Here is a 16,807-nt window from a genome sequence, read left to right as displayed (position 1 = left end):
TCGCCGTCGTTCGAGGCTCGTTCCCGAGCCCTACTTATTCGAACATACGTTCGTCGAACAAGCGAATTGCTGGAACCTGACCAAACTTCGTCACGGGTGCCGGTCGACCGTGACAAGACCTCCGATGGAGCCCTCGAAACGCGCTCGAGTGCACGTACTGTGCGGACGTCGGGAAGTAGCGGGAGACCGAATATCGGTTCGCGGCCTTCGAACACTTCGCTGTAGGGACGGAACCGTAGATGGAACATGTGACCGGGACGAGCGCCCCCACGGACCGCGTCGACGAGCACACGGCGCACATCGACACCGAGCACGACGAGACGTTCGAGCTCACCTCGGTTCAGCGCGACATGTGGTTCGCCCAGCAGTTGCACCCCCACGTATCGGCGTCCGTGGCCCACTACCTCGAAATTCGCGGACCGATCGACTTCGAGCTGCTGCAACACTGCGCTCGGACCGCGACCATCGAAACGGGTTCGTTGCTGACGCGCTTCGTGCCGTCGCCGGGCGACGCCGCGCTCCCCGTCCAGATCGTCGACTCGGTACACATCCCGGAAGCGACGTGGGTCGACGTCAGCGATCGACCGGATCCGACGGCCGCGGCCAGGGAGTGGATGCACGCCGACTACACGCGCCCGGCCGACCTCATGTCGACCCGCGGGTGCACCACCGCTTTCATCACCATCGGCCCCGACCACCTCTACTGGTACGCCCGCGCGCACCACACCCTGATCGACGGATACGGGGCGGCCGTCATGGCCCGTCGCGCCGGCGAGATCTACACCGCCGTGCAGCGCGGTCGAACCCCACCGCCCGCCCGCTCCCGCCACCCTCGTGAATTCCTGGAAGCGGATCGTCGGTACCGCGCCTCACCACGAATCGCGAAGGACCGGGCGTACTGGAGCGAGGTCGTACGAGGACTGCCGGACCCCGTGTCGCTGAGCGGACGCACCTCCGCCCCCTCCGCGCACAACCATCGCGCCGATCGCAGATTGGACACGTCCGAGGACCGCGCGGTGCGGGACGGCGCCACCCGAGCGGGGACCACCGTGTCCGGACTGGTGATCGCCGCTTTCGCCGCCTATCTCGGCCGATGCACCGACCGAGACGACGTCGTCCTGACCCTTCCGCTGGCGGCCAGGGTGTCCGCGTGGATGCGCACCAGCGCAGGGATGACCGCCAACGCGGTGCCTCTTCCCCTGTCCACCGCACCGACGTCGACGGTGCGAGACATGGTGACCGAGGTCGGCGGCCGCATCCCCACATCGTTGCGTCACCAACTGCTTCCGGCCTCGGAGATCGCCGGGGAGAATCGCGTCGGGAACACCTCGTTCGGGCCCACGGTGAACCTCATGCTGTTCAGCACGAACATCGAGTTCGGCGATGTCACCGCGCACCTCGAACTGCTGACGTCCGGCCCCGCCGACGACATGGCCCTCACGGTGTACGACGCCTACGGCGACAACGACTCCCGTCCGTCCGCGACCGAGGTCGACGGGGGAATCCGAGTCGATCTCGAGGGCAACCCGGCGCTGTATTCCGCGGACGAGATCCACCGTCACAACGAGCGTTTCGTCGGCTTCCTGGTCGCGTTCGCACAGGCCGAACCCCGGACCCGGCTGGCCGATCTGGCCATCCTCACCGCTGCGGACCGACGCATTCTCGCGGCCGCGTGCGACGGTGGCCGCGGTCCCGACCCGACCGTGCTGCCGGAGATCTTCGATCGTGCCACCCGTCTGTCCGCGGACCGACCTGCCGTGGTGGACGGCGACACGGTCATCGACTACCGCGAGCTCGATCGGCGCAGCAACGCGTTGGGGAGGTATCTGATCGACCTCGGCGTGGGACCGGACACGTTGGTGGCCATGGTTCTTCCGCGGTCCCACCTCTCGGTCACCGCAATGTGGGCGATCGCCCGCGCCGGCGGGGCGTACGTGCCGGTCGATCCCCGGTACCCGGCCGAACGTACAGCGGCCATCGTCGCCGACAGCGGAGCATCGGTGGGCATCGCGACCTCGGACCGAATCGAGACGCTGTCGAGCGACGTTCGGTGGATCGCCATCGACGACCCGGACGACCTCGACGTCCACTGGAGCACCTACCCGTCGGATCCCATCGAACAGCGCGACCGCAGCACCGACCTGCTCCCCGACCACCTGGCCTACATCGTCTACACCTCGGGCAGCACCGGAACACCCAAGGGCGTCGCGGTGACCCACAGCGGCATCGCCGCGATCACCTCCGCGGCCGTCGAGGTCCACGACGTCGGCCGGGGTTCACGCGTGATGCACTTCGTGTCCCCGAGTTTCGACGCTTCCGTCCTCGAGACCATCCTCGCGTTCGGTGCGGCGGGCACCCTGGTCGTCGTTCCGCCCGACGTGGTCGGTGGTGACGAGCTGGGGACGATCATCGAATCGCAGTGCATCGATTCCGGGTTCATCACTCCCGGCGCGTTGAGCACCATCGCACCCCGGTTCGGACGCTCGCTGTCCTCCATCGGTATCGGTGGGGAGGCCGTACCGGCGTCGCTGGTCGACGAATGGCAGCACGACCGTCGCGTGGTCAACGTCTACGGACCGACGGAGACCACCATCGCGGTCACCCTGGAACTCCTCCGAGCCGGCGAACCGGTGACCCTGGGACGGCCCATTCCGGGCGTGTTCACGTACGTCCTGGACCGATCCCTGTCCATCGTGCCGCCGGGGTGCATCGGCGAGCTCTACGTCGGCGGGCCCGGTCTCGCTCGCGGCTACCTCGGCGACAGTGCCCGTACCGCAACGCGTTTCGTCGCCGATCCGTGGGGCGCTCCGGGCGGGGGCTCTCGGCTCTATCGCACCGGCGACCTGGTGATGCCGACGTCGGACGGACGCCTGACCTACGTCGGGCGCCGAGACGACCAGGTCAAGATTCGCGGCTTCCGCATCGAGCTCGGCGAGATCGAGCAGGCCCTGCGCTCGCACGCGTCGGTCGTCGACGCCGTCGTCACCGTGCACGGCGACGCCGACCGCCGTCGCCTGGTGGCGTATCTACGGACGGACGGCGGTGTGTGCGACGAGCGCTCGGTGATCGAGCACGTGTCCCGCCTGCTACCGCAGTTCATGGTGCCTCGGACCGTTCTCACCGTGGAGTCGTTTCCCCTGACCGTCAACGGAAAGATCGATCGCCGCGCTCTGCCGCCTCCACCCGCGGATCACGGCACCCGACTCGGCGGCGTTCCGACCACGAAGACCGAAATCCTCGTCGCGGAGATCATGCAGGAGGAGGTCGGCATCTCTCCGCTGGGTACGGACGACGACTTCTTCGCCGTGGGCGGAAACTCCCTCACCGCAACGCGAGTGGCCATGCGCGCCACCGCCGCGACCGGGCGGCGTATCGGCGTGCGCGATGTCTTCGAATCGCCGACGGTGGCCGGACTGGCCGCGCGCATCGACGCCGCGCCCGTCACCGACAACCGCTCGTGGGACGACCTCGTGGTCTCGCCGCGACCCGACGTGGTGCCGCTCTCGCCCGCGCAGCGAAGCATGTGGCTCCTCGCCCGCTACGACGACTCACCCGCGTACCACGTACCGTTGGTGCTGAGGGTCTCCGGCGAACTGCACGTCGGCGCGGCGGCGGCGGCCATCGACGACCTGGTGGCGCGGCACGAGTCGCTTCGGACCGTGTACCCGGCCGTCGACGGAGTTCCTCGCCAGCACGTGCTGTCGGAGGTGGTGATGTCCGTGACGGAACGGCGCGTCGATGTCGATACCGTCGCGTCCGCCGTCGTCGACTTCGCCTCCACACCTTTCGAACTCGACACCGAAGTGCCCGTCCGTGCCGCCGTGTTCACCGTGGGCGACCGGGGTGACGATCACGTACTCGCCCTCGTTCTGCACCACATCTGCGTGGACGGATCGTCACTGCGCCCACTGGCCCGTGATCTCGCGGAGTTCTATCGAGGTCGGGTCGAGGGCTCAACACCCACGCTCCCGGCCATGCCGGTGCAGTACGCCGACGTCACGCTGTGGCAACAGCGGGCCCTCGGTTCGGAGACCGATCCGCAGTCCCGCCTCTCGTCGTCGGTGCAGACCTGGCGGGAGATTCTCCGCGACCTTCCCGACGCGATGCCGCTTCCGGCGGATCGACCGAGGCCGCCGGTCCCCACGGGAAGAGCCGAGTCGCTGGATCTCGTGCTGTCCCCCACCGACCGAGCGGCTCTGTCCGAGTTCTGCACTCGTCACTCGGCGACGGAGTTCATGGCGGTGCACACCGCAGTGGCCGTCGCGCTCGCGCGATCGGGGGCGGGCTACGACGTCGTGGTCGGCACCGCTGCGGCCGGCCGCGACGACAACCGCCTCGACGACGTGGTCGGCATGTTCGTCAACAGCGTCGTGCTCCGCACGCGGCTGAACTCGGCCGCACCCATCGGCGACGCGCTCGACGCGGTGAGAGCGGCGGACCTGCAGGCCTATTCGGGCGCGGACACGCCCTTCGACGTGCTCGTCGAACACCTCGACCCACCCCGAGTGCCCGGTCGACACCCGCTGTTCCAGGTCATGGTCAGTGCACGCTCGGTGGTGTCCGGCACGGTCGAACTACCGGGCGCGACGGCTACCACCCACGGCTTTTCGCTCCCGGTCACCAAGTACGACCTGGAGTTCACCGTCGACGACGCCCGGAGCGACGGACTCGGCATCACCCTCACCCATGCCACCGACCTGTTCGACGACTCCACCGCCCGCTCCATTCTCCACCGAGTCCGACTGATGATCGACGCCATGATCGGCGACGACGCCACCCCCATCCGTGCACTCACCATCCTCACCGCCGAGGAACTCGCCGAGACCGTCCCCTTCGGCGGCGCACCCGCGGTCGGTCGACTACGCGTCGATCGTGAGATCATCGGAACTGCTCGGCTGCAACCGGATTCGATCGCTCTCACCGACGGAGAACGATCGATGAACTACGCCGAGCTCGAGCAGACGGTGACGGCGCTCGCCCATCGACTGGTCGCCGAGGGTGTGTCGGTCGAGAGTCGGGTGGCGTCGTTCGTGCCGCGTTCCGTCGATTCCGTCGTGGCCCTGCTGGCCGTGCTGCGCAGCGGCGGCGCCTGTGTTCCCGTCGATCCCGCGTATCCCTCCGACCGACGTCGCCGCATGACCGATGACGCGGGCATCGAACTCGGGCTGGCGACCGAGGAGACGCGAGTGGACGCCGATACCGACATCCGGTGGATCGTCCTCGACGACGACACGGGGACCTCCCTCACCGACACTGCCTCGTCCGACACGGTCTCTTCCGACACGGCCTCGCGCGAGACATCGCTCGTGGAAGCACCCGATACGTCCGCGGCCTACGTCATCTACACCTCGGGAACCACCGGTCGACCCAAGGGCGTTGTCGTCACGCACGCCGGTCTCGCCAACGCGGCGGTCCGGTTGCGTCGGGCGTTCCGGATGGATGCGACGGCGCGGGTGCTCGCGTTCGCCTCTCCCAGCTTCGATGCATCCGTGCTCGAGATCGTCCTCCCGCTCGAGGTGGGTGCATCGACGGTCGTGGCACCGGCCGGCATACACGGCGGGCGTGAGCTCGAGGAATTCATCGATCGACACGGCGTCACCCACGCGTTCCTCACGCCCTCGGTGCTCTCGTCGATGGATCCCGACCGCGTGCCGAGCCTGCGCACCCTGGGGATCGGCGGCGAGAACTTCGGCCGCGATCTGCTCGACGCCTGGGCCGCCGACCGCCGCATCGTGAACGTCTACGGTCCCACCGAGACGACCATCACCACGCACCTACCGGCGTTGACGGCCGGGTCCCCGGTCGCGATCGACGCACCCGGACCCGGGGTGAGCGCCGTGGTGCTCGACTCCGGACTGCAACCGGTTGCCGCCAACGTGGTGGGAGAGCTCTACGTCAGCGGAGTGCAGGTGGCCCGCGGGTACCTCGATCGGCCGGGGACCACGTCGGTGCGCTTCGTGCCCGCGCTCGTCGGTGACGCGGGTGGCCGGATGTACCGCACGGGTGACCTCGCCAAATGGTCGTCCACCCCCGAGGGCCCGACGGTCCGTATCGTCGGCCGTGCCGATTCTCAGGTCAAGGTGCGCGGCTTCCGCATCGAACTCGGCGAGATCGACGCCGCGATCACCGATCTCGGCGGTATCGACGTGTGCCTGACGACGACGGTCGACGGACCCGCGGGCGAGAAGGCCCTGGTGGCGTACGTCCACGGCCCCGGTGCCGACGAGACGATCGCCGCTCGGCTCGCTCGCTCCCTGCCCGGGTACATGATTCCCGCGTCCATCATGGTGCTGGACGAGGTGCCGCTCACCCCGGTCGGAAAGATCGACCGGGGCGCGCTCCCTGCCCCTGTGTTCGTCCGCGCGCAGGGTTCCGCGCCGACGACGGACACCGAGCGAGCTCTGGTGGAGATCGTGGACGCGGTGCTCGACACGAACGGCGTCGGAGCCGATTCCGATTTCTTCTGGGTGGGCGGTACGTCGCTGTCCGCGACTCGATACGTCGCTCGAATCGACGAGGTCTTCGGCGTGCGGGTCCCGGTTCGCTCGGTGTTCGAACATCCCGTCGTGGCCGACCTCGCTCGCGAAGTCGACGCGTTGCTCACCCGATCCGAGTCGGACGACGACGACCCCGCGGGAACCGCGACTCCGATCGACGACGCGGACACTCGGGCCGCTCTCGACCCACCGCAGCGGCCCGACCCGCTGCCGCTCTCACCCATGCAGTTCGCGATGTGGTTCCACAACCGCATACCCGGCAGCGCCGTGGCCCTGAACATCGTTGCCGTACTGCGTGTATCGGGTCCGTTTCATCCGGAGGCCGCGCGCGATGCACTGGTCGACGTCGTGGCGCGACACGAGTCCCTGCGCACGGTGTTTCCCTCGACCCCCGACGGCCCCGTCCAACGGATTCTCGTCTCGGACCAGGCGGAGATCGACTTCGATCTCGTATCTCTCGACGACGCCGCGCACGTCCTCCGAGGTCGCCCAACCGAGGATGCCGCCGTGCGCGATGCCGTGCGGCGCATCGCGGATCGCCCCTTCGACCTCACGACGGACGTGCCGATCAGAGCTCGGGTCGTCGTGGTCTCACCGACCGACCACGTTCTGGTGCTCGTCGTTCATCACATCGCCGCGGACGGTTTCTCGATGCGACCACTCACTGCAGATTTGTTGACCGCGTACGGTTTTCGATCGACCGGTCGGGCCCCGGAATGGGCCGCGCCGCCCATGCAGTACGCCGACTACATGCTCGCGCGAGAGTCGGCCGCCGACGACTCGACCGAGTCCTGGAACCATTGGACGAACCGACTACGTGATCTGCCCGACGAAGTGACGTTCCCGCCGGACTCCCCGCGTCCCACCACGGGCACGGGCAGGGCATCGTCGGTGCGATCTATCGTTCCGGCCGCCGCCTGGAGTGCCGTCCGGAAACACGCCCTGGACTTCGGGTGCACTCCCTTCATGGTGGTCCACGCCGTCGCCGTCGCACTCCTCGCGCGGCGCGCCGACACCAGCGATGTCGTGGTGGGCACCCCGGTCGCCGGACGCGGTGGCTCGGCACTGGACTCGATGATCGGCATGGCCGTCGACACGCTGGTTCTGCGGACCGATGTCGACGGCGCAGCATCGTTCGCCGACCATTCCCGTCGCGTTCGAGCGGACGACCTGGACGCGTTCTCGCACCTCGGCGTGTCCTTCGACGCGCTCGTCACCGCGCTCTCCCCCACGCGACACCCGGCCAGACATCCGTTGGTGCAGTGCATGATCGCGTACGAGGAGGAGCAACTCGACTCCCTCGAACTGGGCGACACCGTGGTGCGCCGGGTTGCGGTACCGGTCCGTGCCAGCGCGTTCGACAGCACGCTCACCGTCCGCGCCGCGGGGGACGGATCCGCCGAGGTCCACCTCGCGTACTCCTCGGACCTCTACCTTCCGAGCACCGCATCACGGTTGGTGGACGAGTTCGTGTCACTGCTGGCCGAGTCGGTCCGCCGACCCGATCTGTCTCTCGACGAGCTGACCACACGCGTCGGCGTCGGCCCGCTCGCGCCACGCACGTTGCCGGAGTTGCTGACTCACGGATTCGGTGGTGATGTGTCCGCGATCGCCGTCCGAGACGGCGACAGATCCGTCACCTACGCCGAACTCGACCGGCTCACGACAACACTCGCCCGCTGCCTCGAACGGCACGGTGCGGGCCCGGGCGATCGAGTGGCGGTCGCCATGGCGCGGTCGCTCGAATCGGTGGTCGCGTTCTGCGCGGTCGCACGGTCCGGCGCCGCGATACTTCCGCTCGATCCGAACTATCCGGTTCAGCGGTCGACGTACATCCTCGACGACGCCGCTCCCGTGATCGGCCTCACGACCACCGAATTCGCCGCTGTGCTTCCCGATTCCGTGTCGTGGATCGACATCGACTCGCGGTCGGCCCTCGACGTGGAACGGCGGCAGGATCGCCCTTCGGCGGACGACCGGGTCGTTCGACCGGACGACGTGGCGTACGTCGTCTACACCTCGGGTACGACGGGCCTGCCCAAGGGTGTCGAGGTCACCCACCGCGGCCTCGAGTACTTCGCCGCCGACCAGGCTCGGTTGTACGGGGTGGATTCGGATTCGATCGTGTTGCACGGCGCCTCACCGGGTTTCGATGCCGCCGTCCTCGAGCTGCTTCTCGCGCTCACCACCGGCGCGCTCTGCGTCGTCGCTCCTCCCGAGGTGTTCGGCGGCGCGGCGCTGGCCGCACTGCTCGCTCGAGAACGAGTGACCACCGCATTCGTCACACCCGCCGCACTGGCGACGGTCCCGACCGAGGGACTCGAGCACCTCACCACGGTGGGCGTCGGCGGCGAGGCCCCCACCACGGCGATCGTCGACGCGTGGGCACCGGGGCGAAGGATGATCAACGCCTACGGCCCGTCGGAGGCCACCGTGGCCGCTGCCATGGGCGAACTGCGGAGCGGTCGCGAACTGCACATCGGTACCCGAGTTCTCGGCGCGACCGTGTCGATCCTCGACGCTTCGCTGCGTCCGGTGAACGACGGCGACGTCGGCGAGATGTACGTCGCCGGCCCCGGACTCGCACGCGGGTATCTCTCCCGGCCCGCGTTGACCGCCACCCGATTCGTCGCCGACCCTCGGTCGACCGAACCGGGAACCCGGATGTATCGCACGGGTGATCTCGCACGCACTCTGCGCCGGGCGGACGGCGAGGTCCTGCAGATGACGGGCCGCGTCGATCGCCAGGTGAAGATCCGCGGGATGCGCGTCGAGCCGGGCGAGGTCGAAGCGATTCTCGAGCAACGAAGCGACATCCACACCGCCGTCGTCACCACCGCGGACGGCACCGGTGCGACGGACACGCGGCTGGTCGCGTACGTCACCTCGACCTCGGACGCCGACGACCCCGACCTCGCCGGTCGCATCCGCCGGGAACTCTCGACGACGGTGCCCTCCCATCTCGTCCCGTCGACGGTGGTGGTGCTCGATTCGATGCCCACGACGGCGCACGGAAAGATCGACCGCTCGCGCCTGGTCACCTCCCCGCGTGTTGCGCCCAACGGTGTTGCGTCCAACGGCGATGCGGCAAACGGTGTTGCGCCCCACGGTGTTGCCGCCTTCGTGGGGGCCGCGCCCGCCGTCGACCGACGAGATTCCGACCTTCTGGAGAACATGACGAACACCACTGCACCGGAGAGCGCCGGGCCGGTGGAGCAGCATCAGCCCACCGACGCCGCGAGCACACTGGATATCGTTCAGGCCGCGTTCGCCGAATCGATGGGGCTCGATCACGTGCCACCGGACGCCGACTTCTTCGAACTCGGTGGCACATCACTGGCCGTGGTGCGCACCATCGACCGACTCGGGGAGACACTGCCCGCACATCGGAACGTCGAACTCGACATCCGCTGGTTCTTCGACCGCGCCACACCACGATCCATCGCGCAACGTCTCGACGACTCCGTCGGACACTCGGCGCCGCGCGACACGCGCCCGGCACCCGCTCGGCTCGACATGCTGTTGACGCTGCGCAGCGCCGGAGCAGGAGGCGGGGACGGTCCGTCGTTCCCGGACGGTCCGGACGCCCGGGACGAGCTGCCGCTGTTCTGCATACACCCCGCCGTGGGATTGTCGTGGACCTACGCGGGTCTGCTCCCTCACCTGGATCCGGCCATCGCCGTTCACGGTGTCCAAGCTCGCGGGATCTACAGCGCCGCACCGATTCCGTCGTCCGTCGACGAGATCGCCCGTGACTACGTCAACGTGATCAGGGAGCAGGTTCCCACCGGCCCCTACCGGCTCCTGGGGTGGTCGCTGGGCGGCCTGATCGCTCACTCCATGGCCGTGGAACTGCGGCTGCTCGGAGAGGACGTCGAGCTCTTCCTCATGGACGCCTATCCGCTTGCCGACGCCTCGTCGGCCGACGGTCGATCGGAGCGTCGACAGATGACGGTGGCCGACCTGGTGCGCGAGTTCGCCGGCGGCGAATTCGACGACGTGGACGACGATCTGACCCTCGAGGAGGCGATAGCAGGACTGCGTACGCTGCCGTCCGAGGTCCGCGCGATGCTTCCCGTCACCGCGATGCGCGACGACCAGCTCCGACGGCTCCACGAGCGGTACCAGGTGTTCGTGGACCTCGGGTACGAGCACCGGCCCCGCTACTTCGACGGCGACATGGTCTTCTTCTCGGCGGCGACCCGCTACGGGGAACACGGCCGCACTCCGTGGCAGTGGCGACCGTACGTGGGTGGCGCGATCACGGACCACTCGATTTCGTGCGCGCACAACCAGATGACGGAACCCGTTCCACTGGCCGAAATCGGTCGCCGTCTGGACGGATACCTCGCGCGTCGCGCGTCCATCGTGGGTCTGCGGTGAATCCGCCCACCGTCGACGTCCGCGGACTGGTCAAACAGTACGAGGGGCGGCGCGGAACTCACCGGGCCCTGGACGGCATCGACCTGCAGATCCAACCGGGCACCGTCACCGCCGTTCTGGGACCGAACGGCGCCGGCAAGACCACCACGGTGCGCATCATCTCGACGCTGACCCGCCCCACGTCGGGGACGGTGTTCGTCGCCGGGGTCGATGCCGTCGCCGAGCCACGCCGGGTGCGCGAACGCATCGGGATGTCCGGACAGTTCGCGGCGGTCGACGGCAACCTCACCGGGTACGAGAACGTCCGGATGATCGCCCGGCTCTACGGCTACGACGGTCGCCGCGCCAAGGAGCGAACCCGAGAGTTGTTGGCGCTCTTCCGCCTGGAGGACGCAGCGGGACGCCAGGCGTCGACGTACTCCGGCGGTATGCGGCGCCGACTGGACCTGGCCGGCGCGCTGGTGGCTCGGCCGCCCCTGGTGATCCTCGACGAACCGACCACGGGTCTGGATCCGCGCAGTCGCGGCGAGATGTGGGACGTGGTGTCCGAATTGACCACGGACGGTACGTCGGTGCTCCTCACCACCCAGTATCTCGACGAGGCCGACCGTCTCGCCGACGAGGTGGTGGTCATCGACCACGGCACCGTGGTGGCGCGGGGGACACCGATGGAGTTGAAGTCGAAGGTGCGCCGACCGAGCGTGGACGTACAACTGCACGATCCGCACAACCTTCGCCTCGCTCACGACCTGTTACCCCGGATGAACTTCCGCTGCACCCGGGACACCGCGAAGCACGGGTGGTTCACGGTCGAAGCCGTGTACGGAACCCGCACGATGGTTCAGGTCCTCGCCCGTCTGCACAGCGCGGGCATCGACGTGGTGGACGCGACGGTGACGGTTCCCAACCTCGACGACGTGTTCTTCGACCTCACCGGCGCCGGCCCTCGATCCAGGAACGCCACACCGGTACCGCCCGGCCACGCGCCCGACCGACCGCATCCGTACCGCACCGAGGAGTCCCGATGACGTCGACCACCGTTCTCGAACGGCGCGGCTCGCGGAGTTTCCTCCACGACTGCATCACGATGACCCAGCGCAACGTCATCACCATTCTGCGTGTTCCGCAGTTGCTTCTCGGTGCGACGGTGCAGCCGCTGATGTTCGTGCTGCTCTTCTCGTACGTCTTCGGCGGCGCGCTCGGCGGTGACAGTTATCGAGAGTTCTTGATGGGCGGGATCTTCACGCAGACCGTGGCGTTCAGCGCCGCATTCACCGCGATCGGTCTGTCCACCGACAGCAAGGAGGGCATCGTCGAACGGTTCCACTCGCTGCCGATGTCGCGGTTGGCGATCGTTCTGGGCCGCACTCTGTCGGACGCCATGGTGTCGTTGGTCAGCATCGCCGTGATGACCGGCGCCGGATACCTGGTCGGTTGGCGTATCCGCGGGAGCTTTCTGGACGCGCTCGGGGGAATCGCGCTGCTGGTCCTGTTCGGCTTCGCCGTCTCCTGGGTGGGAGCGGTGATCGGTCTCGTCGCCGGCAACGCCGAGAGCAGCCAGAGCGCACTGATGATCCTGCTGTTCCCCATCTCCTTCATCTCGTCCGCGTTCGTTCCCTCGGCCAGCCTTCCGGGACCGCTGCGGGCATTCGCGCAGTGGAATCCGATCACGTCGGTGGCCCGCGCGACCCGAGTGAGCTTCGGCAACCCGACCTCGCCGAATCCGATGCTGCCGGAACCGGTCAACTGGGCGTCCGAGAACCCGGTGACGTACTCGGTGCTGGCGTCGTTGCTCGTCCTCGCCGTGTTCGTGCCGCTCACTCTGCGGGTGGCCGACCGGCGCACCTGATCGGAGCCGGCAGTCCGATCGACGTCGGGCCGAGGACGCGGCTCGGGTTTTGCATCGGACAGAACGGGCATACCGCCTCGATGCCCACCGCAACGGTCTTCGCACCGTCCCCTCTGCTCACCGTCACGCTGGACACCTCCCCCAACGGCACCACCGAGCTGCACATTCACCCCGGCGGGCAGGGCCATTGGATAGCACGCATGGCGACGAACCTGGGCCTGGACGTCACCCTCACCGGAGCGTTCGGCGGCGAGAGCGGAGGTGTGCTCCGTGACCTGATCGAGCGTGAAGGCATCACGGTCCGATCGATCGACGCAGGTCGGGAGTCGGGTTCCTACATCCACGATCGACGGAGCGGGGAACGAACCGAACTGGTCGAGATCGACCCCCCGGCGCTGGCACGGCATGCGTCCGACGACCTCTACGGCATCACGTTGGAATGCGCCGCGCAGTCCGACATCGTCCTGCTCGGAGGACCGCACACGGCAGACGTGGTGTCGCCGGACTTCTACCGCCGCCTGACGACAGATCTGCGGTCACTGGGCAAGACGGTCGTGGCGGATCTGTCCGGTCCGACCATGACAGCGGCGTTGTCCGGCGGACTGTCCGTTCTGAAGGTCAGTCACGAGGACCTGATCGAGGACGGCCGCGCCTCCTCCGAGGACCCGAAAGTTCTCGTCGAGGCGATGCAGGCTCTGCACGACGAAGGAGCGAACATCGTGGTGCTCTCTCGCGCTGCCGAGCCCGCGCTCGCGCTGGTGGACGGTACCGTCCTCGAGATCGTGACACCGCCACTCGAGCAGGTCGACCATCACGGGGCCGGAGACTCCATGAGCGCCGGAATCGCCGCCGCACTGGCGCACGGAAGCACTATGCAGGACGCGCTACAGTTCGGCGGTGCCGCCGGCACCGCGAATGTGACCCGCAGAGGTCTCGGCACCGGGCAGCGCGGCCTGGTCGACACCCTCACCTCGTCCGTCGTCGTTCGCCCGTTCGCGGGATGACGTCCACCCACTCGTCTCGCGAGGCCCCGATGCGTGCACTGATCACCAACGACGACGGCATCGACAGCCACGGCATCTCGGTGTTGACGGCGGTCGCGATCGACGCGGGCTTCGACGTCGTGGTGGCGGCACCCCACGAGGAGCGCAGCGGTGCGAGCGCGTCCCTGTCCGCCCTCGAGGATCGCGGTCGACTCCGGAGCACCCGCGTTCGATTGGACGATTTCTCGGTCGATGCGTTCGCGGTCCACGCCTCGCCCGCCTTGATCACGTTCGTCGCCACGCAGGGCGCGTTCGGACCGAGGCCGGACATCGTGCTCTCCGGCATCAACCACGGCCCCAACACCGGCTCGGCGGTGCTGCACTCGGGAACCGTGGGCGCAGCACTGACGTCGTCGACGCACGGAGTACCCGGCATCGCCCTGTCCCTCGTCGGTAACGCCGACGAACCGACGTCGTGGGAAACCGCTCGCATCGTGACGCGACGGGTGCTCGACTGGTTCGTCGATCATCGGGATTCTGCCCGGGTGCTGAACGTCAACATTCCCCCGGTTCCCCCGTCGGAACTGCGCGGCATTCGACGCGCCGACATGGCGACCTACGGAGCCGTGCAGGCCGAGATCGGCGACACCGACGACGAGTTCGTGACGGTGCGGTTCGACGAGATCGCCGCCGACGACGAGAGCGACAGCGATGCGAGCCTCGTGGCACGAGGATGGGCGACCGTGACCGCTCTCCGGCCGCCGTCCGCGGTGCACGTGAGCTTCGACGGTCTGGAATGACCCGCACGCGGTAGGTCGACGACCGTTCGGCAGCCAACACCCACAGAGTTCTCTCGAGGCAGTTTCACTACAGTCGTCTCGAGCGAGGGTCTTTCCTCCCCGACCGAGATGGAGAACTCTGTGACACGTTGGGCATCGTTCGTGGTGTCGCGGCACTGGTGGGTCCTCACAGCCGCGGTGCTGATCGTCGTCGTCGGCGGCGTCTGGGGAATCGGTGTCTTCGGCAAGCTCAGCCAGGGTGGGTACATCGACCCCGGAAGCGAGGCCGCGCAGGTCGCCACCCAGGTCGAGGACCTCGGCACCGCGACTCCGGACATCATCGCGATCTACACACCCCCCGAGGGTCGAACGCTCGCCGACATCGAACCGGATGTCACCGCAGTTCTCGATCGATTCCGCGACGACGTGAATCCGGCGGAGCTGTCCTCGTACTGGACCGCAACTCCTCTCGAACGCCCGTTCCTGGTATCCGAGGACGGAACGAAGGCGCTCGCGACGGTGGTGTTGGGACCCGACACCGGCGTCACCCTGTCGAGCTTCGAGGAACTGCTCCCCCAGCTCGAGGTGGACGGCGTGCAGACCCAGTTCGCCGGAGCGACCGTGGCCGGCATCTCGTTCAACACCCTCCTGCAGGAAGATCTGATCAGGGCCGAACTGATCGCGATCCCGATCACGCTGTTACTGCTCGTCTTCGTGTTCGGTGGCGTGGTCGCGGCGGCACTTCCGGTCGCGGTCGGCGTGCTGTCCGTGATCGGGGCACTCACCGTGCTGCACGTCTTCACCTCGTTCACCGAGATCAGCTCCTTCGCCGTGAACGTCTCCTCCATCCTCAGCCTCGGTCTGGCCATCGACTACGGGTTGTTCATCGTCAGCCGATTCCGGGAGGAACTGCGGACGGGCATGGAGCCCGCGGCCGCGGCGCGGCGCACACTGCTCACCGCGGGCCGCACCATCGCCTTCTCGGGGATGCTGCTCATCTGCGCCTTCGCCGGCATGCTCGTCTTCCCTCAGGCCATCATTCGATCGTTGGGGTACGGGGCGATCGCCGCGGTGACGTGTGCGGCCCTGCTGTCCCTGAGTTTCGTTCCCGCACTCCTCGCCATCCTGGGCCCACGCATCAACGCCATCACGTGGTCCCGAACGGCGTCGGACCGGGGAGATGCTCGGGCACAGAAGTTCTGGGGCTCGGTCGTCAAGAAGGTGATGCTGCGCCCCAAGACCGTGGCCATCGTCATCACCGTCGGGCTGCTCATCGTGGCCGCTCCCCTGTTCCGGGCCACTCTCGGCGAGGTGACGTACACGGCATTGCCGGCCGACGACCCCGCGCGCGTCGCGTTCGAGACCCTGTCCAACGATTTCGCGAGCACCGGGGACGCGGCCACCGTGGTCTTGGAAGGCGAGTCCGCGCGGCCGGACGGCGCGGCGATCAATGCCGTCACCACCGCCGCGTCGTCGGTACCCGGGATCGCGGACGTCCAGTTCGGCACCGCGAGCGGTGACTTCGTGGTGCTCTCGGCGACGTTCGCCTCCGGAGTGGATCAGGAAGAGCAACAGAACGTCGTCGGGGAACTGCGGAACATCCCGGCCCCCGCCGGAACCGATCTTCGGGTGGGCGGTGCAGCGGCCCTCGTCCTGGACGGCAACACCGCGATCATGGACTGGTTGCCGGTGATGTTGCTCATCATGGTGACCTCGACGCTGATCCTGCTGTTCCTGGCGTTCGGATCGGTGGTGCTCCCGATCAAGGCGGTCCTCATGGCCGGGCTCAGCATGGCGGCAACCTTCGGCGCGATGACCTTCGTGTTCCAACTCGGCTACGGCGCGGAACTTCTCGGCGTGACACCGGCTCCTCTGGAGGCCACGTTCGCGGTGTTCATCCTGGCCGTGGTCTTCGGCTTGTCGACCGACTACGAGGTGTTCCTGATGTCACGCATGGTCGAGGCCCGCACCGCGGGAGCGACCACCGACGAAGCGGTGATCCTCGGGGCGCAGCGCACGGGTCGCATCGTCACCGCGGCCGCGCTCATCCTGATCATCGTGGTCGGCGCGTTCTCGTTCTCGGAACTGTCGATCATGAGGTTCCTCGGAGTGGGCATGATCTTCGCCCTCGTGGTCGACGCCACCATCATTCGCATGCTTCTGGTGCCGTCCCTGGTCAAACTCATGGGCGAGGCGAACTGGTGGGCACCCGCGCCGATGAAGAAGTTGCACGCGAAGGTGGGGATCGGGCACTGATCGCGGGGTGGTCGCCGTGAGGTTCCGACCGCCGCATCCTTACCGAGGAGTAAGTTGCCC

Annotated in this window: 6 protein-coding genes; all 6 read left to right on the top strand. The window is 67.9% G+C overall.

Translation table 11 applies throughout. From position 1 onward, the window contains the following. The first annotated feature begins 239 nt into the window (after positions 1-239). The 6 genes from ACY466_RS08980 to ACY466_RS08955 all read left to right on the top strand — a co-directional run bounded on the left by ACY466_RS08980 (position 240) and on the right by ACY466_RS08955 (position 16,747). A complete protein-coding gene (locus ACY466_RS08980; protein WP_463251776.1) occupies positions 240-10,880 on the top strand; it encodes an amino acid adenylation domain-containing protein in 10,641 nt (3,546 codons plus the stop codon). Next, positions 10,877-11,908, top strand: a complete 1,032-nt coding sequence (locus ACY466_RS08975; protein ID WP_463251774.1) for an ABC transporter ATP-binding protein — start codon at positions 10,877-10,879, stop codon at positions 11,906-11,908. Before ACY466_RS08980 ends, ACY466_RS08975 begins: the two co-directional genes overlap by 4 nt. Then, positions 11,905-12,729, top strand: coding sequence for an ABC transporter permease (locus tag ACY466_RS08970; RefSeq protein ID WP_463251772.1), 825 nt, complete (start codon positions 11,905-11,907; stop codon positions 12,727-12,729). The genes ACY466_RS08975 and ACY466_RS08970 overlap by 4 nt, the downstream gene beginning before the upstream one ends. 80 nt (positions 12,730-12,809) lie before the next feature. Then, complete coding sequence (locus ACY466_RS08965) at positions 12,810-13,733, top strand: 1-phosphofructokinase family hexose kinase (RefSeq protein ID WP_463251770.1); 924 nt, start codon at positions 12,810-12,812, stop codon at positions 13,731-13,733. Then, positions 13,730-14,512, top strand: coding sequence for a 5'/3'-nucleotidase SurE (gene surE, locus ACY466_RS08960; RefSeq protein ID WP_463251768.1), 783 nt, complete (start codon positions 13,730-13,732; stop codon positions 14,510-14,512). The genes ACY466_RS08965 and surE overlap by 4 nt, the downstream gene beginning before the upstream one ends. A 120-nt stretch (positions 14,513-14,632) precedes the next feature. After that, entirely contained in the window at positions 14,633-16,747 is a 2,115-nt protein-coding gene (locus tag ACY466_RS08955; protein WP_463251766.1) for an MMPL family transporter, read from the top strand. The last annotated feature ends 60 nt before the right edge of the window (positions 16,748-16,807 follow it).

It is taken from the genome of Rhodococcus sp. K11/5 (assembly GCF_055193735.1).
Note: the sequence above shows the minus strand (reverse complement) of the source record. Positions and strands in the feature narration are given on the sequence as shown.

Bases quoted from the DNA above. Each gene is read 5' to 3' on its own strand.
- ACY466_RS08970 (WP_463251772.1), top strand. From the start codon at position 11,905: ATGACGTCGACCACCGTTCTCGAACGGCGCGGCTCGCGGAGTTTCCTC.
- ACY466_RS08980 (WP_463251776.1), top strand. From the start codon at position 240: ATGGAACATGTGACCGGGACGAGCGCCCCCACGGACCGCGTCGACGAG.
- surE (WP_463251768.1), top strand. From the start codon at position 13,730: ATGACGTCCACCCACTCGTCTCGCGAGGCCCCGATGCGTGCACTGATC.
- ACY466_RS08965 (WP_463251770.1), top strand. From the start codon at position 12,810: ATGCCCACCGCAACGGTCTTCGCACCGTCCCCTCTGCTCACCGTCACG.